This window comes from Streptomyces roseus, assembly GCF_001044425.1.
GTDB classification, from domain to species: domain Bacteria; phylum Actinomycetota; class Actinomycetes; order Streptomycetales; family Streptomycetaceae; genus Streptomyces; species Streptomyces roseus.
Genome location: NZ_LFML01000006.1, coordinates 105,015 through 124,198, shown reverse-complemented (window position 1 = coordinate 124,198; position 19,184 = coordinate 105,015). Strand labels below are relative to the sequence as shown.

Sequence of the window (19,184 nt, the reverse complement as noted above, 5' to 3'; positions counted from 1 at the left end):
CGGCGGCGCCCCGGGGTTGCCCGGGGCGCCGGAATCACTCGGTACCGCGGGGGCGATCAGCCGACACGGGTCAGTTTGCTGCCGATGCCCGGCGCGGCGAGGTCGCTCTGCAGCGCCACCGGCACCTTCACCTGGCTGGCCCCTTCGCCGACGGTCAGGACGCCGATCTCGGTGCCCGCCTTGGCGGTCTGGGGCAGCTTGCCGTCCCCGGGGGAGAGCTTGACGTTGACGGTGAGCGACGGCCAGCCGACCGCCTCCACGTCGGCGGTGGCGACGACCGGCGTGTGGCCGCCCAGGCCGTCGTCCACGTACCCGACGACGTCGCCCTTCTTCACGACGGGCGCGTTCACCAGCATCTTCTGCGTGGCCAGCATGACCTGCTTGCTCGCCGCGATCGCCGTGTCGAGGATCGGGACGCCGTACTGGCCGAGCACCGCGCCGACGATCAGCTGCCTGGTCTTGCCGACCTGCTTCTCGGCGGCGAAGAGCAGGTTGCCGCCGGCCTTGGTGGTGGAGCCGGTCTTGATGCCGAGCGCGCCGTTGCCCGGGATGAGGGTGTTGTAGTTGCGCCACTTCTTGCCGTACGCGTCGGTCCATTCCGGCAGCTTGGTGATCGCGACCAGCTCCGGCATCTCCACGACCTTGAGACCGAGCTTGACCTGGTCCTCCGCGGTGCTGACCGTCGTCGCGTCCAGACCCGAGGGGTCCGTGTACGTGGTGTTGGTCATGCCGAGTTCCTTGGCGGCCTCGTTCATCTTCTTGACGAACGCGTCCTGGTCGCCGCCGGAGTCCCAGCGCGCGAGCAGCCGCGCGACGTTGTTGGCCGACGGAATCATGATCGCGGCGAGGGCGTCGTACTCCGTGATCTTGTCGCCCGCCTTGAGCGTGCCGACCGTGGACTCGCCCTCGGAGCTCTTGGCGCCGTCGTCGACCGCCGTCTGGTCGACGTCGATCGCGGGACCCTTCTCCCCCTTCTTGAGGGGGTGGTCCTTCAGGATCACGTACGCCGTCATCGTCTTCGCGACGCTGCCGATGGCCACCGGCTTCTGCTCGCCGAAGCTGCCGACCGTGCCGAGGCCGGCGGCGGCCATGTAGCCCTGGCCCTCCTTCGGCCAGGGCAGGACCGGATTGCCGCCGTCGAAGGTGTACGAGGACTTCGCGGTCATCGTGAGCTTCGGCTCGGGCATGGGGCGCACGAGCTGGACGACGGCCAGGACGATCGCCAGGAGGACGACGAGCGGGGCGTAGATCTTGAACCGCCGGATCGCCGTGCGCATCGGGCTCGGCGGCGGGGGCGGGTTGTTGGTGAGGTCCGCGAGCATGTCGAGCGGCGGCTTGGGAGGCAGCGGCTGCTGCGTGGTCCGCTCGGACCCCTCGGATACGGGTACGCGGGCCGCCGGGGCGGCCTTGGCCGGAGCCGGGGCCGGGGCCTTGGCCGGGGCCTTGGCCGGAGCGGGAGCCGCTGCCGGGGAGGCCGTGGGGGCGGGCTTGGGCGGAGCCGGGACGTCGTCCTTGCGCAGCGGGACGAACGTGCTGGCCCGCTCCCCGCCGACCGCCTTCGGCGGCACGGGCCGGGAGGCGGCGGGCTTCTGCGCATCGGGGGCGGAGGTCGGCGCGGAGGTCGGCGCGGAGGCGGAGTCCTTGGTGTCCGGCTTGACGGCGCGGAACACGGCGGTGCGCTCGCTGTCGGCCGCCCCGTCGGAATCCTTGCCGGCGGGGCCGGATGCGGAATCCACCTTCGGAGCCCGGAACACGGCAGTGCGCTCGCTGTCCCCGGAGTCCTTGCCGCCCTCGACGGGGCCGCGCCCGGCGCTCCCCGGCTTCACGGCCCGGAACACGGCGGTGCGCTCGCTCTCGTCCGCCGAAGCGGAACCCGACTTGGCGGCCGAGGGCTTGGCTTCGCCGTCGGCAGGGGCCGAAGCGGAACCCGCCGAAGGAGCGGGCGAACCGCCCTGCGCGGGGGCCGAACCCGGCTTCACGGCGCGGAAGACGGCCGTGCGCTCGCTCTCGTCCGCAGAGGGCCCGGCCGCCGCGTCGACAACGGAGGACTTGTCCGTACCGGATGCGGAATCGGCCGAAGCGGAATCCGTACGCGCGGTCCCGGAACCGGAAGTCGCCGGGCTCCGCTCACCGTCGACGGGCTTCCCGGCGGCGGGCGCCGGGGCGTCCGTACCGCCGCCGGGCCGCACGGCCCGGAAGACCGCGGTGCGCTCGCTGTCGTGCGGCTGCTCCCGGGCCGCCTCACCCGGCTCGGCAGCGGCGGGCGCCGCCTCGGGCACGTCGGTCTCGTCGGAGGTCGGGGCCGGAGCGGACTCGGGCTCGGCCGGTGCGGGCGACGGGGTGCGCAGGGCCGTCGTGCGATCGCTGTCGACCGGATCCGGGGCCGCTTCCGCGGCAGCGTCGGCGTCCGCACCGCTGTAGCCGTCGGCGTCCGCATCCGCATCCGCATCCGCATCCGCGTCAGCCTCGGAATCGGCCTCGGAGTCCACCCGACCGGAGGACTCCGTCTCGTCCTCCGTCGTGGCCACCCACGCCGCCACCGCGTCGCGCAGCGGGTCACCCTTCTCGCCCGCGGTACCCGACTCCGGTTCCCGCGGCCGGAAGACCGACAGCCTCGGGTCACGCTCCGCGGAGGACATCGCCGCCCCCGGCGCTCCTTCATCAACCGACTTGTCGGGGGACTCGCCCGCCACCAGTTCCTCCTCGATCGCCACTACGTCCGGCTGTCCGAATGTCTAACAGTGTCCCGTCTAGGGAGCATCGCCCCCGCGCCAGACGAGAACGACATAGTTGCCGTTACCCCACAAAACGACCAGGCGCTCTCGACAGATGAATGTGAGAGGCGTCACCCTGTCACTCATCCACGCGGGGAGGCATGGATGGGCAGGAGCCGCAGAACAATTCCGGAGGAGCTTCTGCTGCTCGCTTTGGACCCGACCACGGGTACCACGGCGCAGCCGCAGTCGCTCGACCTCGGCCTGGCCGGGGCACAGCTAGTAGAGCTGGCTCTGGCAGGACGGATAGCCCCTGACGGGGATCGTATCGCCGTGGTGATGCCACGGCCGACAGGAGATCCGACTCTGGACTCCGCACTGGAACTGCTGCGCAGGCGCGGCAGCCCGGTACGGGCCGTCCACTGGATCGGTGGACCCCGGCTGGGGCTCCGCCAGATTTACCTCGCTCACCTGGAGCGCTGCGGCATGGTGCATGCCGTCGCGGGCCAGATGTGCGGAGTGCTGCCGACGACTCGCTACCAGGCGACCGACACGGCGATCAGCCGGGAGATCCGTGCCCGGCTCGACAGTGCGATCCGCACCGGCGTACCGCCGGACCCGCGGACCGCGGCGCTCGCCGCACTGGCCCACGCGGTCGGACTCGGCAAGCACCTGTACCCCGGCAACGAGGGGCGGTCGTCCAGATCCCGGCTGCGGGATCTGATCCGGCACGACCCGATGGGCGGTCTCGTGGCGCACGCCGTCATGGACGTCCAGAACGGCGTGGCGGCGCAGCCGCGCCGCGACCGCGCACCGGCGGCCCCGCCGGCCGCCCGGGCCACGGCGAACGGCGTACCGATGCAGGCGCGCCGGACGGGCGCGATGGCACGCGCCGGTGTGGCCGCGCACTGATCCATTGATCCACCTGAACGACCTGAACGACCTGAACGACCTGAACCAGGGCACCACCGGCACCACCGGACCGAATGAACTTCGGCTCCGCCGCTGTAACGATTCACCGCTCCACCGAACCGCCATCGCCGCAACCGGCGTCCCCGATGACCCGGTTCGGGAGCCGCCAGCGCGCGGGACGGCGGGGCCGGTCCGCCGGCCCCGCCGTCCCGCGCGTCTGCATTTCCGGGCCGTTCTCCGGCGCCGCCCCGCCCTTCGGTGGCAGTCTGCTCACCATCAGACACGCAGAGAGACAGAACCAGAAGAAGGCGGAGGTGCCGTTCACGTGGCGTCCAATGTCAATCCCACCGTCCGACGCCGCCGACTGGGCATGGAGTTGCGCAAGCTCCGCGAAGACAAGGGCATGACGGCCGAGCAGGTCGCCGAACGCCTGCTCGTCTCCCAGTCGAAGATCAGCAGGCTGGAGAACGGGCGCCGTTCCATCAGCCAGCGCGACGTCCGCGACGTGTACGAGGTCGAGGACCGGCGGCTCGTCGACTCCCTCATGCAGATGGCCAAGGACTCCCGCCAGCAGGGGTGGTGGCACGCCTTCGGCGACATCCCGTACAGCGTGTACATCGGTCTGGAGACCGATGCCGCCAGCCTGCGCACCTACGAACCCCAGATGGTGCCCGGCCTGCTCCAGACCCCGGAGTACGCCCAGGCCCTCATCCGCGGCGCGCTGCCCGAGACCGCACCCGTCGACGTCGAGAAGCGCGTACAAGTGCGCATGCACCGGCAGAAACGGCTCTCCGAGACGGACAACAACAATCCGGAAGTCGGGCCGTTGCGTCTGTGGGCGGTCATCGACGAAGCCGCGCTGCGCCGTCACGTGGGCGACCCCCAGCTGATGATCAAGCAGCTGGAGTACCTGATAGAGCAGTCCGAGCAGCCCTACATCACCGTGCAGGTGATGCCGTTCTCGATGGGCGCCCACCCGGGCGTGAACGGCCAGTACGCGATCCTGGAGTTCCCGGACGCCTCGGACTCGACGGTGGTCTACATCGAGGGCGTGACGAGCGACCTTTACCTGGAGAAGGCCAACGACGTCCAGAAGTACAGCGTGATGTACGAGCACCTGCGCGCCCAGGCCCTCAACGTGGAACAGACGCGGCAGTTCATCGCCGAGATCATCGACGAGTACGCGAGCAAAGGACGCTAGAGGGTGTCCGCCAAGGAGCCGGAGGAATCGAGAACGAGGTAAAAAGGGAGGAAACCGGGCAGGTGGCGAGGGGGGCCGGTACGGTACACCGTCACTCCCCAGCCACAGAAGTCCTGAATGGAATATGCCACTCGGTCGGGTGAATGACCCCTTCACCTGTCCGGAGGTGCCGGTAGCGTCGATCACGTCGGTCAGGGAAGCGAAATGGCCGACACCTCACTGGCACAACTCGCTGAACCGGAGAGAAACATGGCTATTCGTCAGGGCGCCACGGACAACTGGATCAAGTCCTCCTACTCCGGCGGAAACGGCGCTTGCGTCGAGGTCAAGTCCCCGGTCGTGGAGGCCATCGCGGTGCGCGACTCGAAGGTGCAGGACGGCCCGTCCCTCACCTTCGCGCCGGGTTCCTGGACCTCCTTCGTCGCCGACGTCACCGAGGGCCGGCTGGGGCGCCTCGCCTGAACGTCACGGCGTACGGCCCCACCGATCCTTCCTCTGCATCACGCGCCACAACCGCATCACCCGCACCACTGACTGAAGCCCTCTCGACTGGCCCGCCGTCCCGGCCGAGGGGGCTCGGCCATGTCCCGGCCCCAGTTCCACCTCCTAGCGGAGCTCCCCCACGTACCGGTCCGTCCCCGGCACCGTCGGGATGAACGGCGCCACCAGCTCCACCCGCCCCGCCCCGGCCTCCGCCACCTCGGCGTCCAGGCCCCGGAACCGGTCCCAGCAGGTGCGCGGATCGGCCTCCAGGAACCACAGCAGCGTCAGCCGGGTGTCGACCCCCTCGACCTGCTTGACGTACGTCATCCGGTCTCCGGGCAGCGGAGTCGGCCGGAAGACCGTCACCATCGCGGCCGGCGATCCGTGCAGCCGCTCCGGCAGGGCGCGCGAGCGCAGCCACTCCAGCAGCTCCGCCCGCCGCTCGGGGCCGTCGGCGTCGACGACCTGGAGGACCAGGCCGGCGTACGGGTGGTCGAGGGCGTGGAAGTCCCGGGGGCCCGCCGCCCCGTCGCGGTAGACCGTCGCCTCGTGGTCCTGGAAGGACGTGAACACGTGGGTGCGGTCCTGGTAGACGCGGCCGTCCCGGTTCAGCCGCTTGTTGATGCCGACCGTCCACTTCATGTGCTCGTCGTAGCGGCCCTCGGTGACCCAGTACGTGGAGAGGTAGCACCCGGCGGTGACGGGCTGGGCGACGGCCGACTTCTCCGGGTAGCGCAGCTCCTGGAGTTCGCGGGTGGCGACCCAGCGGCGGCCCGCGTACATCCAGGGCATGGCCATGGCACCGGCGTAGTAGTGGTCGTCCTCGTACCAGCGGTTGTACGCGTACTCGTGGCCCGGGTGCGGCTCCACCATCGTGATCAGCGCGTGGCCGGGGCGGACCCCGTACGGGCCGACGGCCGCCAGACCGGCGTAGTCCTCGGGCCGGGTGTCCTCGCGGTGCTCGTGTGTCGTCATGCCCAAGGGTCTAGCTGATGTGGCGTCAGATGACGAGACCGGCGACGGGACCCCGTGCCGCGTTCCACTCCCTGACACATAGGTGCTGTCTACACGCTTCCGCGTCTAGGATGCGCGCACCCGCCTCCCCGAAGGAGCACCATGTACGCGACCGCCACCGTCCCCCCGCCCGCGTTCGCCGCCCGCACCACGGCCGTCGCCGGGTCGCCCGTCCGCGAGATCCTCGCCCTCACCGCCCGCCCGGGGGTGATCTCCTTCGCCGGCGGCCTGCCCGCGCCCGAACTCTTCGACACGGAGGGCCTGCGGGCCGCGTACGACGCCGCCTTCACGCAGTCCGCCGGCCGGGCGCTCCAGTACTCGACCACCGAGGGCGCGCCGGAGCTGCGCGAGGCGGTGGCCGCGCGGGTGACGGCCCGGGGGCTGCGGACCGGCGCGGACGACCTGGTGGTCACCACGGGCTCCCAGCAGGCCCTCACCCTGATCACCTCGACGCTGGTGGAGCCGGGCGACACCGTCCTCGTCGAGAACCCCACGTACCTGGCGGCCCTCCAGTGCTTCGCGCTGGCCGGGGCGCGGGTCATACCCGTGCCCTGCGACGGGGAGGGCATGCGGCCGGACGAGCTGGAGGAGATCGCGGCCCGGGAGCGGCCCAAGCTCCTGTACTCGGTGCCCACGTTCCAGAACCCGACCGGGCGCACCCTGCCGGGCGCGCGGCGGGCGGCGGTGGCGGAGATCGCGGCGCGGCGGGGGCTGTGGCTGGTGGAGGACGACCCGTACGGGGAGCTCCGGTTCGAGGGGGCGGAGGTCCCGTGGCTCGCGGCGCACCCGGGGGCGGAGGACCGTACGGCGCTGCTCGGGAGCTTCTCGAAGGTCATGGCCCCGGGACTGCGGCTGGGCTGGCTGCGCGCGCCGCAGGCGCTGCGGCGGGCGGCGGCGGTGGCCAAGCAGGCGGCGGACCTGCACACCTCGACCGTGGACCAGCTCGCGGCGGCCCACTACCTGCGCACCGCCGACCTCGACGCGCACATCGCCACGGTCCGCGCGGCCTACCGGGAGCGGCGCGACGCGCTGCTGGCGGGTCTGGGCGCGGCCCTGCCGGAGGGCTCGCGGTGGAACCGCCCCGAGGGCGGCATGTTCGTGTGGGCCCGCCTGCCCGAGGGCCACGACGCGGGCGCGCTGCTGCCGGCGGCGCTCTCCCGCGCCGTGGCCTTCGTCCCGGGCGCCCCCTTCCACACGGGGACCCCCGACCCCCGCACCCTGCGCCTGTCCTTCACGACGCACACCCCGGCCGAGATCGCGGAGGGCCTGAGCCGCCTGGCGGGCGCGGTCGCGGACTACTCCCCCGGTTCCGCGTAGCGGGGCAGGCCGTCGGTGGAGATGGTCCAGTCGGCGATGGTGACGTCCTCGCCGTAGACGAAGTCCTTGCGGGTCGCGTAGCGGGGGCCCTCGGGCGTCGGGTGGATGTCGGACATGACGGCGCCCGTGGCGGTGCGGGGGTCGAAGACGGCGTAGACGGGGATGCCGAGGAGCGGGTAGTCCCGGACCTCCTCGTCTGTGCCCAGGGGGCCGAGTCATCACCTTCATGCTGGGCAGCCTTTCGGGCGTGGGCCGCGCAGTCGCCGCAGTGGGTGGCGGGCGTCGGGGAGCGGAAGGCGCGTTCGCAGCCGTCGCAGGTCCGGAAGGGGTGGACGGCCCGGTCGGGGGGCGGCGTGCCGGCGGGCCCCCGGTCGCTTCGGGGCAGCGGGGGCGGGAGGGCGGCGCGCAGCCGGTACGCGACCAGCCCGGCCGGATTGCGCAGGTCGGGCGGTACGTCCGCGGTGAGGGCGCGCCGTACGGCCTCGGGCGCGGCCCCGCGGTCCAGCCACTCCACGACCCCGGGCGCGAGGCGCTCGACGTCCCGCTCGGCGAGCAGCAGGCGCGGCTCGCGGACCCGCAGCCCGGCCAGCAGCTCCCCGGCCACCCGCAGCACGTCCCGGGCGGGCCGAGGGTTCCGTACGGGGCCGCCCGCCGACTCGGCGCCGGACACCGGCCCCGGCGCGGGCGCGGACGCGGGCTGGGGCGCGGGCGGTTCGGGCGCGGGCGGTTCGGGGGCGGGGCTCGGCGGCTCCGGGTCCGGCTCCGGCTCCGGCTCCGGGTCCGGGTCCGGCTCCGGGTCCGGGTCTGGGCCGAGCCCCGGCCTCGGCGGCTCCGGGGACGGCCCCGGGTCCGGCGGGGTCTCGGACAGCGGGAGGTTGTAGGACACGGTGCGGGTGACGATGCTGCCGCTGGGCATCCTCAGCCGCGTGCGGCGCAGGAATCCGGCGGCCTCCAGCTCACCGAGGGCCCGGCCGATGCGGTACTCGGTCTCGGGGAAGCGCTCGGCCAGGGCCCGGATGCTGACCTGGGCGCCCTCGGGCAGCGACTGGATGTGCAGGCCGACGCCCATCGCGAGCAGCGACAGCTCCCGGCTCTGGGCGAGCAGGTTGCTCACGACGGTGAAATTGGCCGCGAGGGGGACATTGACGTGCCTGACGCCGGAAACGCCACCGGATCGGGCGGTTCCGCGCGGGGCGCGGAGCGATGCGGGCATGGCCCGGCTAAGCTTCTGAAAGGCCATCGGGAAGGTCTCTTCTTCCTCGTGGATCAGACCCTCGGCCGGGATTGCCGTCCCGCCGGGGGTCGTCTCATGTCTGGAGTTGTCGCGGCGAGCATGTGCCAGCCAACCCCACGCAAATCCAGTCCAGTTGGACAGATTCACCCGACCGAGCGATTGCGGTCGAACGGGAGGCTGGAGGGGTTCGGTCTGGTTCTTTCCCCGGTTCTTTGGTCTTTGACCACGAGAGGAACCGGCACTCCCGCCACCGCCACACGCCTTCCCCGAACCCGGTCCCACCCCTTCCCTCCTCGGCGCCCCACCCGTAATCTGACGCACCGTCACCTACAGGCCCGGCGCTGGGAGGCACCCGCATGCTGCTGCAAGGGAAGACCGTCATCGTCTCCGGGGTCGGGGCCGGACTCGGCCACCAGGTCGCCGCCGCCGTCGTGCGCGACGGAGGGAACGCCGTGCTCGGGGCGCGGACCGAGGCCAATCTGGCCAAGTCCGCCGCCGAGATCGACCCCGACGGCCGGCACACGGCGTACCTGCCCACCGACATCTCCGACGAGGCCCAGTGTGCCGCCCTGGCCGGGCTGGGGCGCGAGCGGTTCGGCGGGATCGACGCCGTGGTGCACGTCGCCGCCTGGGACTCCTACTTCGGCGGCCTCGAAGACGCCGACTTCGGGACCTGGCAGCAGATCCTCGACGTCAACCTCCTCGGCACGCTGCGCATGACCCGCGCCTGCCTGCCCGCGCTCAAAGAGCGCGGCGGCTCCGTCGTCATCATCGGGACGCAGTCCGCCGTCGCCGCGCCCAACGAGGTGCGGCAGGCCGCGTACGCCGCCTCCAAGGGGGCGCTCACCTCCGCCATGTACTCGATGGCCCGCGAGCTCGGCCCGCACCGGATCCGGGTCAACACCGTGCTGCCCGGCTGGATGTGGGGGCCGCCCGTACAGGCCTTCGTCACCTTCACCGCGCATACCGAGGGTGTCCCCGAAGCCGAGGTGCACAAGCGGCTCACGGAGCGCATGGCGCTGCCCGATCTGGCCACCGACGGGGACGTCGCCGACGCCGCCGTCTTCCTCGCCTCCGACCGGGCACGGGCGATAACCGGCCAGTCCTTGCTGGTCAACGCCGGTGAGCTGATGCGATGAGCCCCCGGCGCCCCCTCCCCGCGGGGACGTCGGATCGTATGCTCACCGCATGACGACTCCGACCGAAAACGCGATGCGCCGCGCGCTCAGGCGAGCCCGCGACGGCGTCGCGCTCGACGCGACCGAGGCGGCCGTACTCCTCCAGGCCCGCGGCGAAGACCTCGAAGACCTCGCCGCCTCCGCCGCCCGGGTCCGCGACGCCGGCCTCGCGGCCGCCGGGCGGCCGGGCGTCATCACGTACTCGAAGAGCGTGTTCATCCCGCTGACCCGGCTGTGCCGCGACAAGTGCCACTACTGCACCTTCGCGACCGTCCCCGGCAAGCTCCGCCGGGCCGGCCACGGGATGTTCATGTCCCCCGACGAAGTGCTCGACATCGCCCGCCGGGGCGCCGCGCTGGGCTGCAAGGAAGCCCTCATCACGCTCGGCGACAAGCCCGAGGACCGCTGGCCCGAGGCCCGCGAGTGGCTGGAGGCGGCGGGCTACAGCGACACCATCTCCTACGTGCGGGCCATCTCGATCCTGATCCTGGAGGAGACCGGGCTCCTCCCGCACCTGAACCCCGGCGTGATGTCCTGGGCCGACTTCCAGCGGCTCAAGCCCGTCGCGCCCTCGATGGGCATGATGCTGGAGACCACGGCCACCCGGCTGTGGTCCGAGCCCGGCGGCCCGCACCACGGCTCCCCCGACAAGGAGCCGGCCGTACGCCTGCGCGTCCTGGAGGACGCCGGGCGCTCCTCCGTTCCCTTCACCTCCGGGCTGCTCATCGGGATCGGGGAGACCTACGAGGAGCGGGCCGAGTCGCTGTTCGCGCTGCGCCGCGTCTCACGCTCGTACCACGGCGTGCAGGAGCTGATCATCCAGAACTTCCGCGCCAAGCCGGACACGGCGATGCGCGGCATGCCCGACGCGGAGCTGGACGACCTCGTCGCCACGGTCGCCGTCGCCCGGCACATCATGGGTCCCTCCGGCTGCCTCCAGGCGCCGCCCAACCTGGTCGACGGGGAGTACGCGCGGCTGATCCGGGCCGGCATCGACGACTGGGGCGGCGTCTCGCCGCTGACCCCCGACCACGTGAACCCCGAGCGGCCCTGGCCGCAGATCGACGTACTGGCCGAGCAGTCCGCCGCGGCCGGCTTCGAGCTGCGCGAGCGGCTGTGCGTGTACCCGGAGTTCGTGCAGCGCGGCGAGCCGTGGCTGGACCCGCGGCTGCTGCCGCACGTACGGGCGCTGGCCGATCCGCAGACCGGCCTCGCGAACCCGGAGGCCGAGGTCGTCGGCCGCCCCTGGCAGGAGCCCGACGAGGGGTTCGGGTCGTACGGGCGCACCGACCTGCACGCCACCATCGACACCGAGGGCCGCACCGGCGACCGGCGCGAGGACTTCGACGACGTCTACGGGGACTGGGAGGCGCTGCGCGAGGCGGCCGCCCCCGGCATGGTCCCGGAGCGCATCGACACCGACGTACGGGCGGCGCTCGCGCAGGCCGCCGACGACCCGACGAAGCTGACCGACGACCAGGCCCTCGCCCTGCTGCACGCGGACGGCCCGGCGCTGGACGCGCTGTGCCGGATCGCGGACGACCTGCGCAAGTCGGTGGTGGGCGACGAGGTCACGTACATCGTCACGCGGAACATCAACTTCACGAACGTCTGCTACACCGGCTGCCGCTTCTGCGCCTTCGCACAGCGCCGCACGGACGCCGACGCGTACACGCTGTCCCTCGACCAGGTCGCCGACCGGGCCGCCCAGGCCTGGGACGTGGGCGCGGTCGAGGTGTGCATGCAGGGCGGCATCCACCCGGACCTGCCGGGGACGGCGTACTTCGACATCGCGCGCGCGGTGAAGAAGCGGGTGCCGGGGATGCACGTGCACGCGTTCTCGCCCATGGAGGTCGTCAACGGCGCCACGCGGACGGGGATGTCCGTACGGGAGTGGCTGACGGCCGCCAAGGAGGCCGGACTGGACTCCATCCCGGGCACGGCGGCCGAGATCCTGGACGACGAGGTCCGCTGGGTGCTCACCAAGGGGAAGCTGCCGACGGCGGACTGGATCGACGTCATCACGACGGCGCACGAGCTGGGGATCCGCTCCTCGTCGACCATGATGTACGGGCACGTGGACCAGCCGCGGCACTGGCTGGGGCACTTCCGCACGCTCGCCCGGATCCAGCAGCGGACCGGCGGCTTCACGGAGTTCGTGACGCTGCCGTTCATCCACACCAACGCGCCGGTGTACCTGGCGGGCATCGCCCGGCCCGGTCCGACGGTCCGCGACAACCGCGCGGTGACGGCGATGGCCAGGATCCTGCTGCATCCGCACATCACCAACATCCAGACGAGCTGGGTGAAACTGGGTGCGCAGGGCGCGGCCGAGATGCTGCGCTCGGGGGCCAACGACCTCGGCGGGACGCTGATGGAGGAGACCATCTCCCGGATGGCGGGGTCGAGTTACGGCTCGTACAAGTCCGTACGGGACCTCATCGCGGTCGCGGAGGCCGCGGGCCGGCCGGCGAGGGCCCGTACGACGCTGTACGGGGAGGTGCCGCAGGAGCGGCAGCAGGCGGCGCGCGCCTCGGACGGGCACCTGCCGGAGCTGCTGCCGGTGCTGGACTGAGGCCCGCGCGAGGGGCCCGGCCGGGATCGTTTCCCCGGCCGGGCCCTTCCGGCGTCCGGTGCGGCCGGTGGATCAGCCGACGAGGAGGTCCTTCTTGAGCTGCTTCAGCTCGCGGGCGTCGATGCCGAGCCCGTCCTCGAGGTAGTGGTCGAAGGTGCCGTACTCCGCCTTCACCTCGTCGTAGCCGGAGTTCAGGTACTCGGCGCGGACGTCGAGCATCGGCTTGTAGACGGCGGCCTGCGGGGCCGGAAGGTGGGACAGGATCGCGTCGTTGGCGGCCTTGCGGTAGTCGTTGCTGGCCAGGTAGTCGGCCATGACCGTGTCAGCCGGTACGCCGAGGGCAGTCAGCAGGGCGGCGTTCGCCCAGCCCGTGCGGTCCTTGCCGGCGGTGCAGTGGAAGAGGACGGCGCGGTCGCGGTCGCGCTCAAGGCCCTCGAAGACCTGCCGGTACGCCTTCTTGCCGCCCTCGCCGCCGACCATCGCCTTTTCGGCGTCGACCATGGCCTTGACGGCCTCGTCGGGGGACTTGGGCAGGGTCTGGAAGGAGCCGGAGCCCGCGAAGACGTCGGCGACGGTGTACGTGGCGCCGGCCGGGACCTTGTCGGGGGCGCTGGTGCGCTCGCTCGTCATGCGGAGGTCGAAGACGTTCTTGACGCGCAGGCGCTGGAGCTTGGCCAGGTCGGCGGCGGTCAGCTTGTCGAGGGCGTCGGAGCGGTAGACCTCGCCCATCTTGACCCACCGGCCGGTGGTGGTGCGGTAGCCGCCGGCGTCGCGGAAGTTGACCGCGCCGTCGAGCGCGATGTGGCGGTCGGCGAGGCGCAGGCCCTCCCCGCGGTCGCCCTTGAAGTCGAACCACTGGCGGTCGGCGGCGGGCAGGCCGGAGACCACGGCGGTGCCCTGGACGCCGCCCTTGGCGACGACCTTGCCGTTGGCCTTGATCTCGACCCGCCTGACGCCCTGGGCCTTCCACTTCAGCGTGAACGTGCCACCCGCGTCGGCGGTGACGGTGGCCTCGGTGAAGGGGATGGAGGTGGTGCGGCTGTGGTGGTTGCTCCAGGGGAGGTCCCAGCCGGTGGAGGCCGAGGCGGCGGTGGCGACGGGGGCTGCGACCAGGGAAGCGGTGAGCGCGGAGGCGACGACGGTCGCGGCGAGGAGTGCCTTCTTCATGCCCTTGAGGCTGTTGGCCGTCGGATAACTCTGCATGAACGAGACATGGCCGAAACCGACCGGCTCCAAGGCGAGTGGCAAAACGTGCCACCTGTTGATCAAGCGCTGTCACCAGGGCGTCTACCAGCCTCTTCGGACCGGACGGGCACGTCATGCCGAGGGAACGGCCTACGGATTCCAGCCGTTCCGCCAGCGCATGAGGCCTGCTGGACGCCCCCGTTCCGGATTCGATCAGACGTGTCCATTACAGTGCGCGCCAGAGCATGCCGGGCGGGGCAGGGGGATCGCAATGGACGACACGACGACCGAGAAGCACTCCATACCGCCGGTGAGCGGCCCCGGCACCGGCCCCCGCCCCGACCCCGACACCGGTGTCGACAGCGGCACCGGCCCCGTCGCGGGGGGCAGCCCTGGCGCGGGCACCGGCCCCGTCTCGGGTGCCGGCCCCGTCACCGGCACCCGGCCGGTGGGCGGCGCCGCGGCAGCGGCCGGGATCGCCGCCCGGGTCGGCGGAGCCCGCCCCGCGGCGCAGCCCGGAGCGACGCTCGGCGGGCGGACCCGCGTCGTCGCCGGGCTCTGGGGCCGGGCCGAGCAGCAGGACTTCCGCAGCCGCGTCCGCGGGGCGCTCCTCGGCTCCGCCGTCGGCGACGCCCTCGGCGCCCCCGTGGCCGCGCTCTCCCTCGACGCCATCCGCGAAGCCCACGGCCCGCAAGGGCTGACCGACCCCGCCCCGGGACCGCAGGGCCCCCGCGGCACGGTCACCGCCGCCACCCAGCTCACCCTGTTCACCGTGGACGGGCTGATCCGCGCCCACGTACGCCGGGACACCGGCGCCTGGCACCCGCCGACCGACATCCACCGCGCCTACCTCCGCTGGGCCGCCACCCAGCACGACTGGGGCCCCGACGAGCGCCGCCCGGACAACGGCTGGCTCGCCCGGCAGGAGTGGCTCTACGCCCGCCGCGGCCCCGACCGCGCCTGCCTGACCGGCTTCGCCGACACCGTCCTCGGCACCCTCGACCAGCCGAAGAACCCCACCGCCCGCGACGCCGCCGCGGCCGCCCGCTCCGCCCCCTTCGGCCTGCTCGTCGGCTGGGAGCCCGGGCTCGTCCTGCAACTCTCCACCGAGTGCGCGGCGCAGAGCCACGGCCACCCCGCCGCCTACCTCACCGCCGGCGCCTTCGCCGTCATCGTGCACGGCCTGACCCGCGGCGACTCCCTCGACGCGGCCGTCCAGCGCTCCCTCGGACTGCTCGGCGCCCGCCCCGGCCACCAGGCCGTCACCGACGCCCTCCAGCGGGCACTGGCGGCCGCCCCCCAGGGGACGCCCTCCGCCGGCACGGTGTCGGCCCTGGGCGACAGCGGCCAGGGCCCCGGCGCCGCCGAGGACGCCCTCGCCGTCGCCGTCTACTGCGCGCTCGTCGCCGAGGACGTCCCGCACGGCCTGCGCCTCGCCGTCAACCACGACGGCGACTCCGGCGCCGCCGGCTCCCTCTGCGGGGCCCTCCTCGGCGCCCTGCACGGCGAGACCGCCCTCCCGGGCGCCTGGCTCGCCGACCTCGAAGGCCGAGCCACCCTCCTGGAACTCGCCGACGACTTCGCCCTCGAAATGACCCAGGGCCCCTCCCTGCACGGCCCGAAGGTCTCCTCCACCGGCTGGCAGGTCCGCTACCCCGTGGTCAACGCGGTCAAGGCCTGACACCCCCTCAACAATCGTGCGGACAGGCCGTAGCGTGGCCCTCCACCGAAGAGCCACGGAGGTGCCCCTGCCATGCGGATCGCCACGACCATCTTCCTGACGGACCACACCGTCTCCCCCGTCCGCCTCGCCCGAGCCCTGGAGGAGCGCGGGTTCGCCGGGCTCTACCTCCCCGAGCACACCCACATCCCGGTCGCCCGCGACACCGCCGCCCCCATGGGCGGGGACCTGCCCGAGATGTACGGGCGCACCCTCGACCCCTTCGTCGCCCTCGGCCAGGCCGCCGCCGTCACCGAACGCCTCGGGCTCGGCACCGGCATCACCCTCGTCACCCAGCACGACCCGATCGCCCTCGCGAAGCAGATCGCCACCCTCGACCACCTCTCCGGCGGCCGCTTCACCCTCGGGATCGGCTACGGCTGGAACGTCGAGGAAGCCGCCGACCACGGCGTCGAGTGGCCCACCCGCCGCGAACTGGTCAGGGACCGGATGGCGCTGATGCGCGCCCTGTGGGCGCCGGAACCCACCGCGTACGTCGGCGAGTACTGCTCCGTACAGGCCAGCCAGGCCCACCCCAAGCCGCTCCAGGCCCCGCGCGAACTCGGCCCCGGCCACCCCCTCCACGGCCCCCGCATCCTGATCGGCGGCGCGGCCGGCCCGAAGCTCTTCGCGGCCATCGCCGACCACGCCGACGGCTGGCTCCCCATCGGCGGGGGCGGCCTCACCGAATCCCTGCCGGCGCTGCGCCAGGTCTGGGAGACCGCGGGTCGCGACCCGAAGAACCTCCAGGTGGTCCCGTACGCGGTCCACCCGAACCCGGGCAAGCTCGCCCACTACGCGGACCTCGGCATCGAGGAGGTCGTCCTCCAGCTCCCGCCGGAGCGGGAACCCGAAATCCTGCGCATCCTGGACGACTTCGCGCAGTACCTGTAATCCGTTCGACGCGGACACACGGCCGGCCCGACGATGGCCCCCGAAAGGGGGCTGATCACATGCCGGGCCAACAGAAGCGCAAACGAAGCCGGGAACGTGCCCACCGCCGGGCCGCGGCCGTACCGGGCCACTGGGAACCGCTGTTCTCGACGCAGGAGCAGACGGAGCTGAAGGAGTACGTCCGCCGCCTCGCCGCCGAGCGCGGAATCTCACCGGAGTGCGTGCGGATCGACCAGTTCTGCGGCCGCCTCACCCACCCGACGAGCTACCGGGTGAGCGTCTTCGTCCCGGAGGGTTCCGCGTGAGTCTCCGGTGGGAGAGCATCCCGGCCGGCGTCCGCGAACCTCGGCCTCAGGGGGCCCAGGACCTGGTCGGCGGCACGCGCGCGAGCGGCCGCGCTCTCAGTTCGCGATGCGCCGTACGGGCTGCCCCGTGATGCGGGCGATGGTCTCGAAGTCCGCGTCTTGGTGGAGGACGGTCAGCTTGTGGTGCTGCGCGGTGACGGCGACCAACAGGTCGACGGGGCTCGCGCACCGGTGGCAGCCCGCGTCGGCCATCTTCTGCTGGAGCGCCGCGGTCTCCTCCCATACGGAGTCGCGGGCCACGAAGTACGGGAAGGTCTCCCGGAGCAGGCCATCGGCCTCGTAGTAGGTCGGGCGACCTCCGACGGCACGCAGGAACTCCTGACGGACCGGTTCGCACAGCCCCACGACTCCCGAGGTGACCACCTCGTCCCATGCGGGAGCCGCCTGCCGACGGTAGAAGCGGATGAGCGCGCTGGTGTCGATGAGGAAGCTCTCGCTCACGCAGCCGATCGCCTTCCCGGCTCGTCCGCGCCGTCCGCATCGTCCGCGCCATCGCCGCCCTCGATGCCGGAGAAGTCGATCTCGCCATCGACGACCATCTGCCGCATCCGCTCCACCGCTGCCGCTCTGCGTCGGCGGTCGGCGATCTCCCGCAGGGCGGCGTTCACGGTGTCCCGCTTGGTCGTGGTGCCGAGGTGCCGGGCGGCTTCCGCCAAGGCCTCGTCGTCCAGGTCGATCACCGTTCGGGTCATCGCGGCCTCCAGGCTGGGCGTATATACGATTCTCAAAAAAGATATCACCGTCGGCCGAGCTCGGCCCAGACCGTTTTGCCGATCAGGCGGTCCGTGACACCCCAGTCAGCGGCGACGGCGTCGACGATCCGCAGGCCGTAGCCGCCCTCGGCCTGGTGGGCGTGCGGCCGGACGGCGGGCCGCCGCTCCCGGCGGGCGTCGGACACCTCGATGCGGAGCACGCTGCCGAGGAGCGTCAGCCTGAGCTCGAAGTCGCGTCCGGCGGCATTCCCGTGGGTGACGGCGTTGGCGGTGAACTCGGCGACGATCCGCTCCGCGTCCTCGGAGAGCGGGCTGCGGTGCGGGATCCCCCAGTCGTGCAGCTCGACCATGGCGAGACACCGTGCGAGGCGGGCCCCGCGCCGGGTGCTGCTGAAACGCTGCGTGAACGTGAGTACGGGGGGCTGGGCGGGGACAGGGGCTCCGGTCATGGGAGCAACGTCTCGTGCGAGCGGGGCGGTTGCCAGAAAGTCGACCGCTACTTTTCATCTGTACGAGTTCACGTTCTGGACAGGCGCGGTTACCGCCCGTGAAGCTGAATGCGGGAGGTGACCGCGATGGCGAGCCAGGATGAGAGTGGTGACGGCGGGACAGGACCGGACGGGGGATTGCGGAACTTCGGCGCGACGGTGAGGGCCTTCCGTAAACGCGCCGCGCTCACTCAGGAGCAACTGGCGGAACGCGTCAGGTACTCGGTCCAGTACGTCGGCTCGGTGGAACAGGGGCGGCGCCATCCGTCGGTGACGTTCGTAGACCGAGCGGAGGAGGCATTGGACGCCTTCGGCGTCCTCCGCATCGCCGCGAGGGAGCTGACGCGAAGGCGGGGGCTGGCGTCCTGGTTCAGAGCCTGGGCGGAGCACGAGGAGGAAGCGGTCACGCTCAATACGTACGAGTCCCGTTCGGTCCCCGGACTGTTACAGACCGAGCCCTATGCACGTGCACTGGTCAGGGCCGTACTGCCGCCACCCACGACGGAAGAGGCGGAGGCTCGGATCGTGGCCCGCCTGGACCGGCAGAAGCTACTGTCCCGCACCCCGTACACAGTCTTCAGCTTCATCCTCGAAGAGGGTGTCATTGAGAGGCAGACCGGCGGACCGGTCGTAACCCGACAGCTGATCGACCACCTGCTGGAGTGCACGGCGCTGCCCAATGTCGACCTACAGATGATGCCAAGAGTGAGCCAGCAACACGTTGGTCTCGGTGGGCCCTTCTGTCTTCTCGAAACGAACGACCACGAGTGGGTGGGGTACAGCGAAGGGCAGCAGTCGGGTCGGGTCATCTATGACCCGAAAGACGTCAGCGTTCTCCACCAGCGGTATGCCAAACTTCGCATTCAGGCCCTCAACCCTGCAGACAGCGTGGGCTTGTTGATGCGAATGCGAGGCGACCTGTGAACAGATCCCAGTTGCGTTGGTTCAAGAGCAGTTACAGCAGCGGCGACGGCGACAACTGCGTCGAGGTCGCCCTCTCCTGGCACAAGTCGACGTACAGCGGCAGCGAGGGTGACGACTGCGTCGAGGTCGCCGCATGCCCCGAAGCCGTCCACATCCGGGACTCGAAGGTGACGGCCGGTCCGGAGCTGGCGGTCGCGCCCACGGCCTGGGCCGCTTTCCTCGGCGGCGTCACCGGAGCCTGAGCTCCGGCTGGCCGGCATCGGAGAC

At 72.0% G+C, this 19,184-nt stretch carries 17 protein-coding genes and 1 pseudogene; 11 read left to right on the top strand and 7 right to left on the bottom strand.

Annotation, left to right across the window (positions count from 1 at the left end):
• Positions 1 to 56: 56 nt before the first annotated feature.
• Complete coding sequence (locus ACS04_RS39135) at positions 57 to 2,714, bottom strand: hypothetical protein (RefSeq protein ID WP_245236234.1); 2,658 nt, start codon at positions 2,712 to 2,714, stop codon at positions 57 to 59.
• A gap of 165 nt (positions 2,715 to 2,879) precedes the next feature.
• On the opposite strand from ACS04_RS39135, the gene ACS04_RS01250 reads away from it, so the two are divergent.
• From ACS04_RS01250 to ACS04_RS01240, 3 genes are all read left to right on the top strand, one after another.
• Positions 2,880 to 3,626: a GOLPH3/VPS74 family protein gene (locus tag ACS04_RS01250; RefSeq protein WP_030156705.1), complete on the top strand. Its 747-nt coding sequence runs from the start codon at positions 2,880 to 2,882 to the stop codon at positions 3,624 to 3,626.
• 325 nt (positions 3,627 to 3,951) lie between these two features.
• The gene (locus ACS04_RS01245) at positions 3,952 to 4,827 is read left to right on the top strand and encodes a helix-turn-helix domain-containing protein (RefSeq protein WP_048474552.1); all 876 of its coding nucleotides are present in this window, start codon (positions 3,952 to 3,954) and stop codon (positions 4,825 to 4,827) included.
• Positions 4,828 to 5,076: 249 nt separating this feature from the next.
• Positions 5,077 to 5,289 (top strand): DUF397 domain-containing protein, encoded by a 213-nt coding sequence (locus ACS04_RS01240; RefSeq protein ID WP_048474551.1) that lies wholly within the window; start codon positions 5,077 to 5,079, stop codon positions 5,287 to 5,289.
• Between the two features lie 144 nt (positions 5,290 to 5,433).
• Here ACS04_RS01240 and ACS04_RS01235 read toward each other — a convergent pair whose 3' ends face one another.
• Complete coding sequence (locus tag ACS04_RS01235; protein WP_048474550.1) at positions 5,434 to 6,285, bottom strand: hypothetical protein; 852 nt, start codon at positions 6,283 to 6,285, stop codon at positions 5,434 to 5,436.
• A gap of 141 nt (positions 6,286 to 6,426) precedes the next feature.
• Here ACS04_RS01235 and ACS04_RS01230 point away from each other — a divergent pair, with 141 nt between their 5' ends.
• Positions 6,427 to 7,641, top strand: a complete 1,215-nt coding sequence (locus tag ACS04_RS01230) for an aminotransferase-like domain-containing protein (RefSeq protein WP_048474549.1) — start codon at positions 6,427 to 6,429, stop codon at positions 7,639 to 7,641.
• On the opposite strand, the pseudogene ACS04_RS01225 reads toward ACS04_RS01230, so the two are convergent.
• A pseudogene (locus ACS04_RS01225) lies at positions 7,620 to 7,832 on the bottom strand (Uma2 family endonuclease); the annotation flags it as partial. The gene ACS04_RS01230 and the pseudogene ACS04_RS01225 sit on opposite strands and share 22 nt — an antisense overlap.
• Before the next feature lie 1,399 nt (positions 7,833 to 9,231).
• Here ACS04_RS01225 and ACS04_RS01215 point away from each other — a divergent pair.
• Positions 9,232 to 10,014, top strand: a complete 783-nt coding sequence (locus ACS04_RS01215) for an SDR family oxidoreductase (protein ID WP_048474547.1) — start codon at positions 9,232 to 9,234, stop codon at positions 10,012 to 10,014.
• Positions 10,015 to 10,063: 49 nt separating this feature from the next.
• Positions 10,064 to 12,628, top strand: a complete 2,565-nt coding sequence (locus ACS04_RS01210; protein ID WP_048474546.1) for a bifunctional FO biosynthesis protein CofGH — start codon at positions 10,064 to 10,066, stop codon at positions 12,626 to 12,628.
• 72 nt (positions 12,629 to 12,700) lie between these two features.
• Here the strand turns inward: ACS04_RS01210 and ACS04_RS01205 are convergent, their stop codons facing one another.
• A complete protein-coding gene (locus tag ACS04_RS01205) occupies positions 12,701 to 13,795 on the bottom strand; it encodes a tyrosine-protein phosphatase (protein WP_048474635.1) in 1,095 nt (364 codons plus the stop codon).
• A gap of 289 nt (positions 13,796 to 14,084) precedes the next feature.
• On the opposite strand from ACS04_RS01205, the gene ACS04_RS01200 reads away from it, so the two are divergent.
• The 3 genes from ACS04_RS01200 to ACS04_RS01190 all read left to right on the top strand — a co-directional run bounded on the left by ACS04_RS01200 (position 14,085) and on the right by ACS04_RS01190 (position 16,732).
• Positions 14,085 to 15,494, top strand: coding sequence for an ADP-ribosylglycohydrolase family protein (locus tag ACS04_RS01200; protein ID WP_078864330.1), 1,410 nt, complete (start codon positions 14,085 to 14,087; stop codon positions 15,492 to 15,494).
• Between the two features lie 72 nt (positions 15,495 to 15,566).
• Positions 15,567 to 16,427 carry an LLM class F420-dependent oxidoreductase gene (locus ACS04_RS01195; protein WP_048474545.1) on the top strand — a complete coding sequence of 287 codons (861 nt, stop codon included), beginning with the start codon at positions 15,567 to 15,569 and terminating at the stop codon, positions 16,425 to 16,427.
• 59 nt (positions 16,428 to 16,486) lie between these two features.
• Positions 16,487 to 16,732: a hypothetical protein gene (locus ACS04_RS01190; RefSeq protein WP_048474544.1), complete on the top strand. Its 246-nt coding sequence runs from the start codon at positions 16,487 to 16,489 to the stop codon at positions 16,730 to 16,732.
• A 96-nt stretch (positions 16,733 to 16,828) separates the two neighbouring features.
• On the opposite strand, the gene ACS04_RS01185 is transcribed toward ACS04_RS01190, so the two are convergent.
• From ACS04_RS01185 to ACS04_RS01175, 3 genes are read right to left on the bottom strand one after another with little or no spacing between them, the layout of a single operon-like run.
• Positions 16,829 to 17,233: a PIN domain nuclease gene (locus ACS04_RS01185; protein WP_048474543.1), complete on the bottom strand. Its 405-nt coding sequence runs from the start codon at positions 17,231 to 17,233 to the stop codon at positions 16,829 to 16,831.
• The gene (locus ACS04_RS01180) at positions 17,230 to 17,484 is read right to left on the bottom strand and encodes a type II toxin-antitoxin system VapB family antitoxin (protein WP_048474542.1); all 255 of its coding nucleotides are present in this window, start codon (positions 17,482 to 17,484) and stop codon (positions 17,230 to 17,232) included. The genes ACS04_RS01185 and ACS04_RS01180 overlap by 4 nt, the downstream gene beginning before the upstream one ends.
• A gap of 44 nt (positions 17,485 to 17,528) precedes the next feature.
• Positions 17,529 to 17,954, bottom strand: coding sequence for an ATP-binding protein (locus tag ACS04_RS01175; RefSeq protein WP_048474541.1), 426 nt, complete (start codon positions 17,952 to 17,954; stop codon positions 17,529 to 17,531).
• A gap of 126 nt (positions 17,955 to 18,080) precedes the next feature.
• On the opposite strand from ACS04_RS01175, the gene ACS04_RS01170 reads away from it, so the two are divergent.
• Positions 18,081 to 18,917, top strand: coding sequence for a helix-turn-helix domain-containing protein (locus ACS04_RS01170; protein WP_048474633.1), 837 nt, complete (start codon positions 18,081 to 18,083; stop codon positions 18,915 to 18,917).
• Positions 18,914 to 19,159 carry a DUF397 domain-containing protein gene (locus ACS04_RS01165; protein WP_048474540.1) on the top strand — a complete coding sequence of 82 codons (246 nt, stop codon included), beginning with the start codon at positions 18,914 to 18,916 and terminating at the stop codon, positions 19,157 to 19,159. Before ACS04_RS01170 ends, ACS04_RS01165 begins: the two co-directional genes overlap by 4 nt.
• Positions 19,160 to 19,184: the final 25 nt, after the last annotated feature.

Bases quoted from the DNA above. Each gene is read 5' to 3' on its own strand.
- ACS04_RS01215 (WP_048474547.1), top strand. From the start codon at position 9,232: ATGCTGCTGCAAGGGAAGACCGTCATCGTCTCCGGGGTCGGGGCCGGA.
- ACS04_RS01170 (WP_048474633.1), top strand. From the start codon at position 18,081: ATGGCGAGCCAGGATGAGAGTGGTGACGGCGGGACAGGACCGGACGGG.
- ACS04_RS01230 (WP_048474549.1), top strand. From the start codon at position 6,427: ATGTACGCGACCGCCACCGTCCCCCCGCCCGCGTTCGCCGCCCGCACC.
- ACS04_RS01200 (WP_078864330.1), top strand. From the start codon at position 14,085: ATGGACGACACGACGACCGAGAAGCACTCCATACCGCCGGTGAGCGGC.
- ACS04_RS01210 (WP_048474546.1), top strand. From the start codon at position 10,064: ATGACGACTCCGACCGAAAACGCGATGCGCCGCGCGCTCAGGCGAGCC.
- ACS04_RS01190 (WP_048474544.1), top strand. From the start codon at position 16,487: ATGCCGGGCCAACAGAAGCGCAAACGAAGCCGGGAACGTGCCCACCGC.
- ACS04_RS01175 (WP_048474541.1), bottom strand. From the start codon at position 17,954: ATGACCGGAGCCCCTGTCCCCGCCCAGCCCCCCGTACTCACGTTCACG.
- ACS04_RS01195 (WP_048474545.1), top strand. From the start codon at position 15,567: ATGCGGATCGCCACGACCATCTTCCTGACGGACCACACCGTCTCCCCC.
- ACS04_RS01240 (WP_048474551.1), top strand. From the start codon at position 5,077: ATGGCTATTCGTCAGGGCGCCACGGACAACTGGATCAAGTCCTCCTAC.
- ACS04_RS01205 (WP_048474635.1), bottom strand. From the start codon at position 13,795: ATGAAGAAGGCACTCCTCGCCGCGACCGTCGTCGCCTCCGCGCTCACC.
- ACS04_RS01180 (WP_048474542.1), bottom strand. From the start codon at position 17,484: ATGACCCGAACGGTGATCGACCTGGACGACGAGGCCTTGGCGGAAGCC.
- ACS04_RS01250 (WP_030156705.1), top strand. From the start codon at position 2,880: ATGGGCAGGAGCCGCAGAACAATTCCGGAGGAGCTTCTGCTGCTCGCT.
- ACS04_RS01235 (WP_048474550.1), bottom strand. From the start codon at position 6,285: ATGACGACACACGAGCACCGCGAGGACACCCGGCCCGAGGACTACGCC.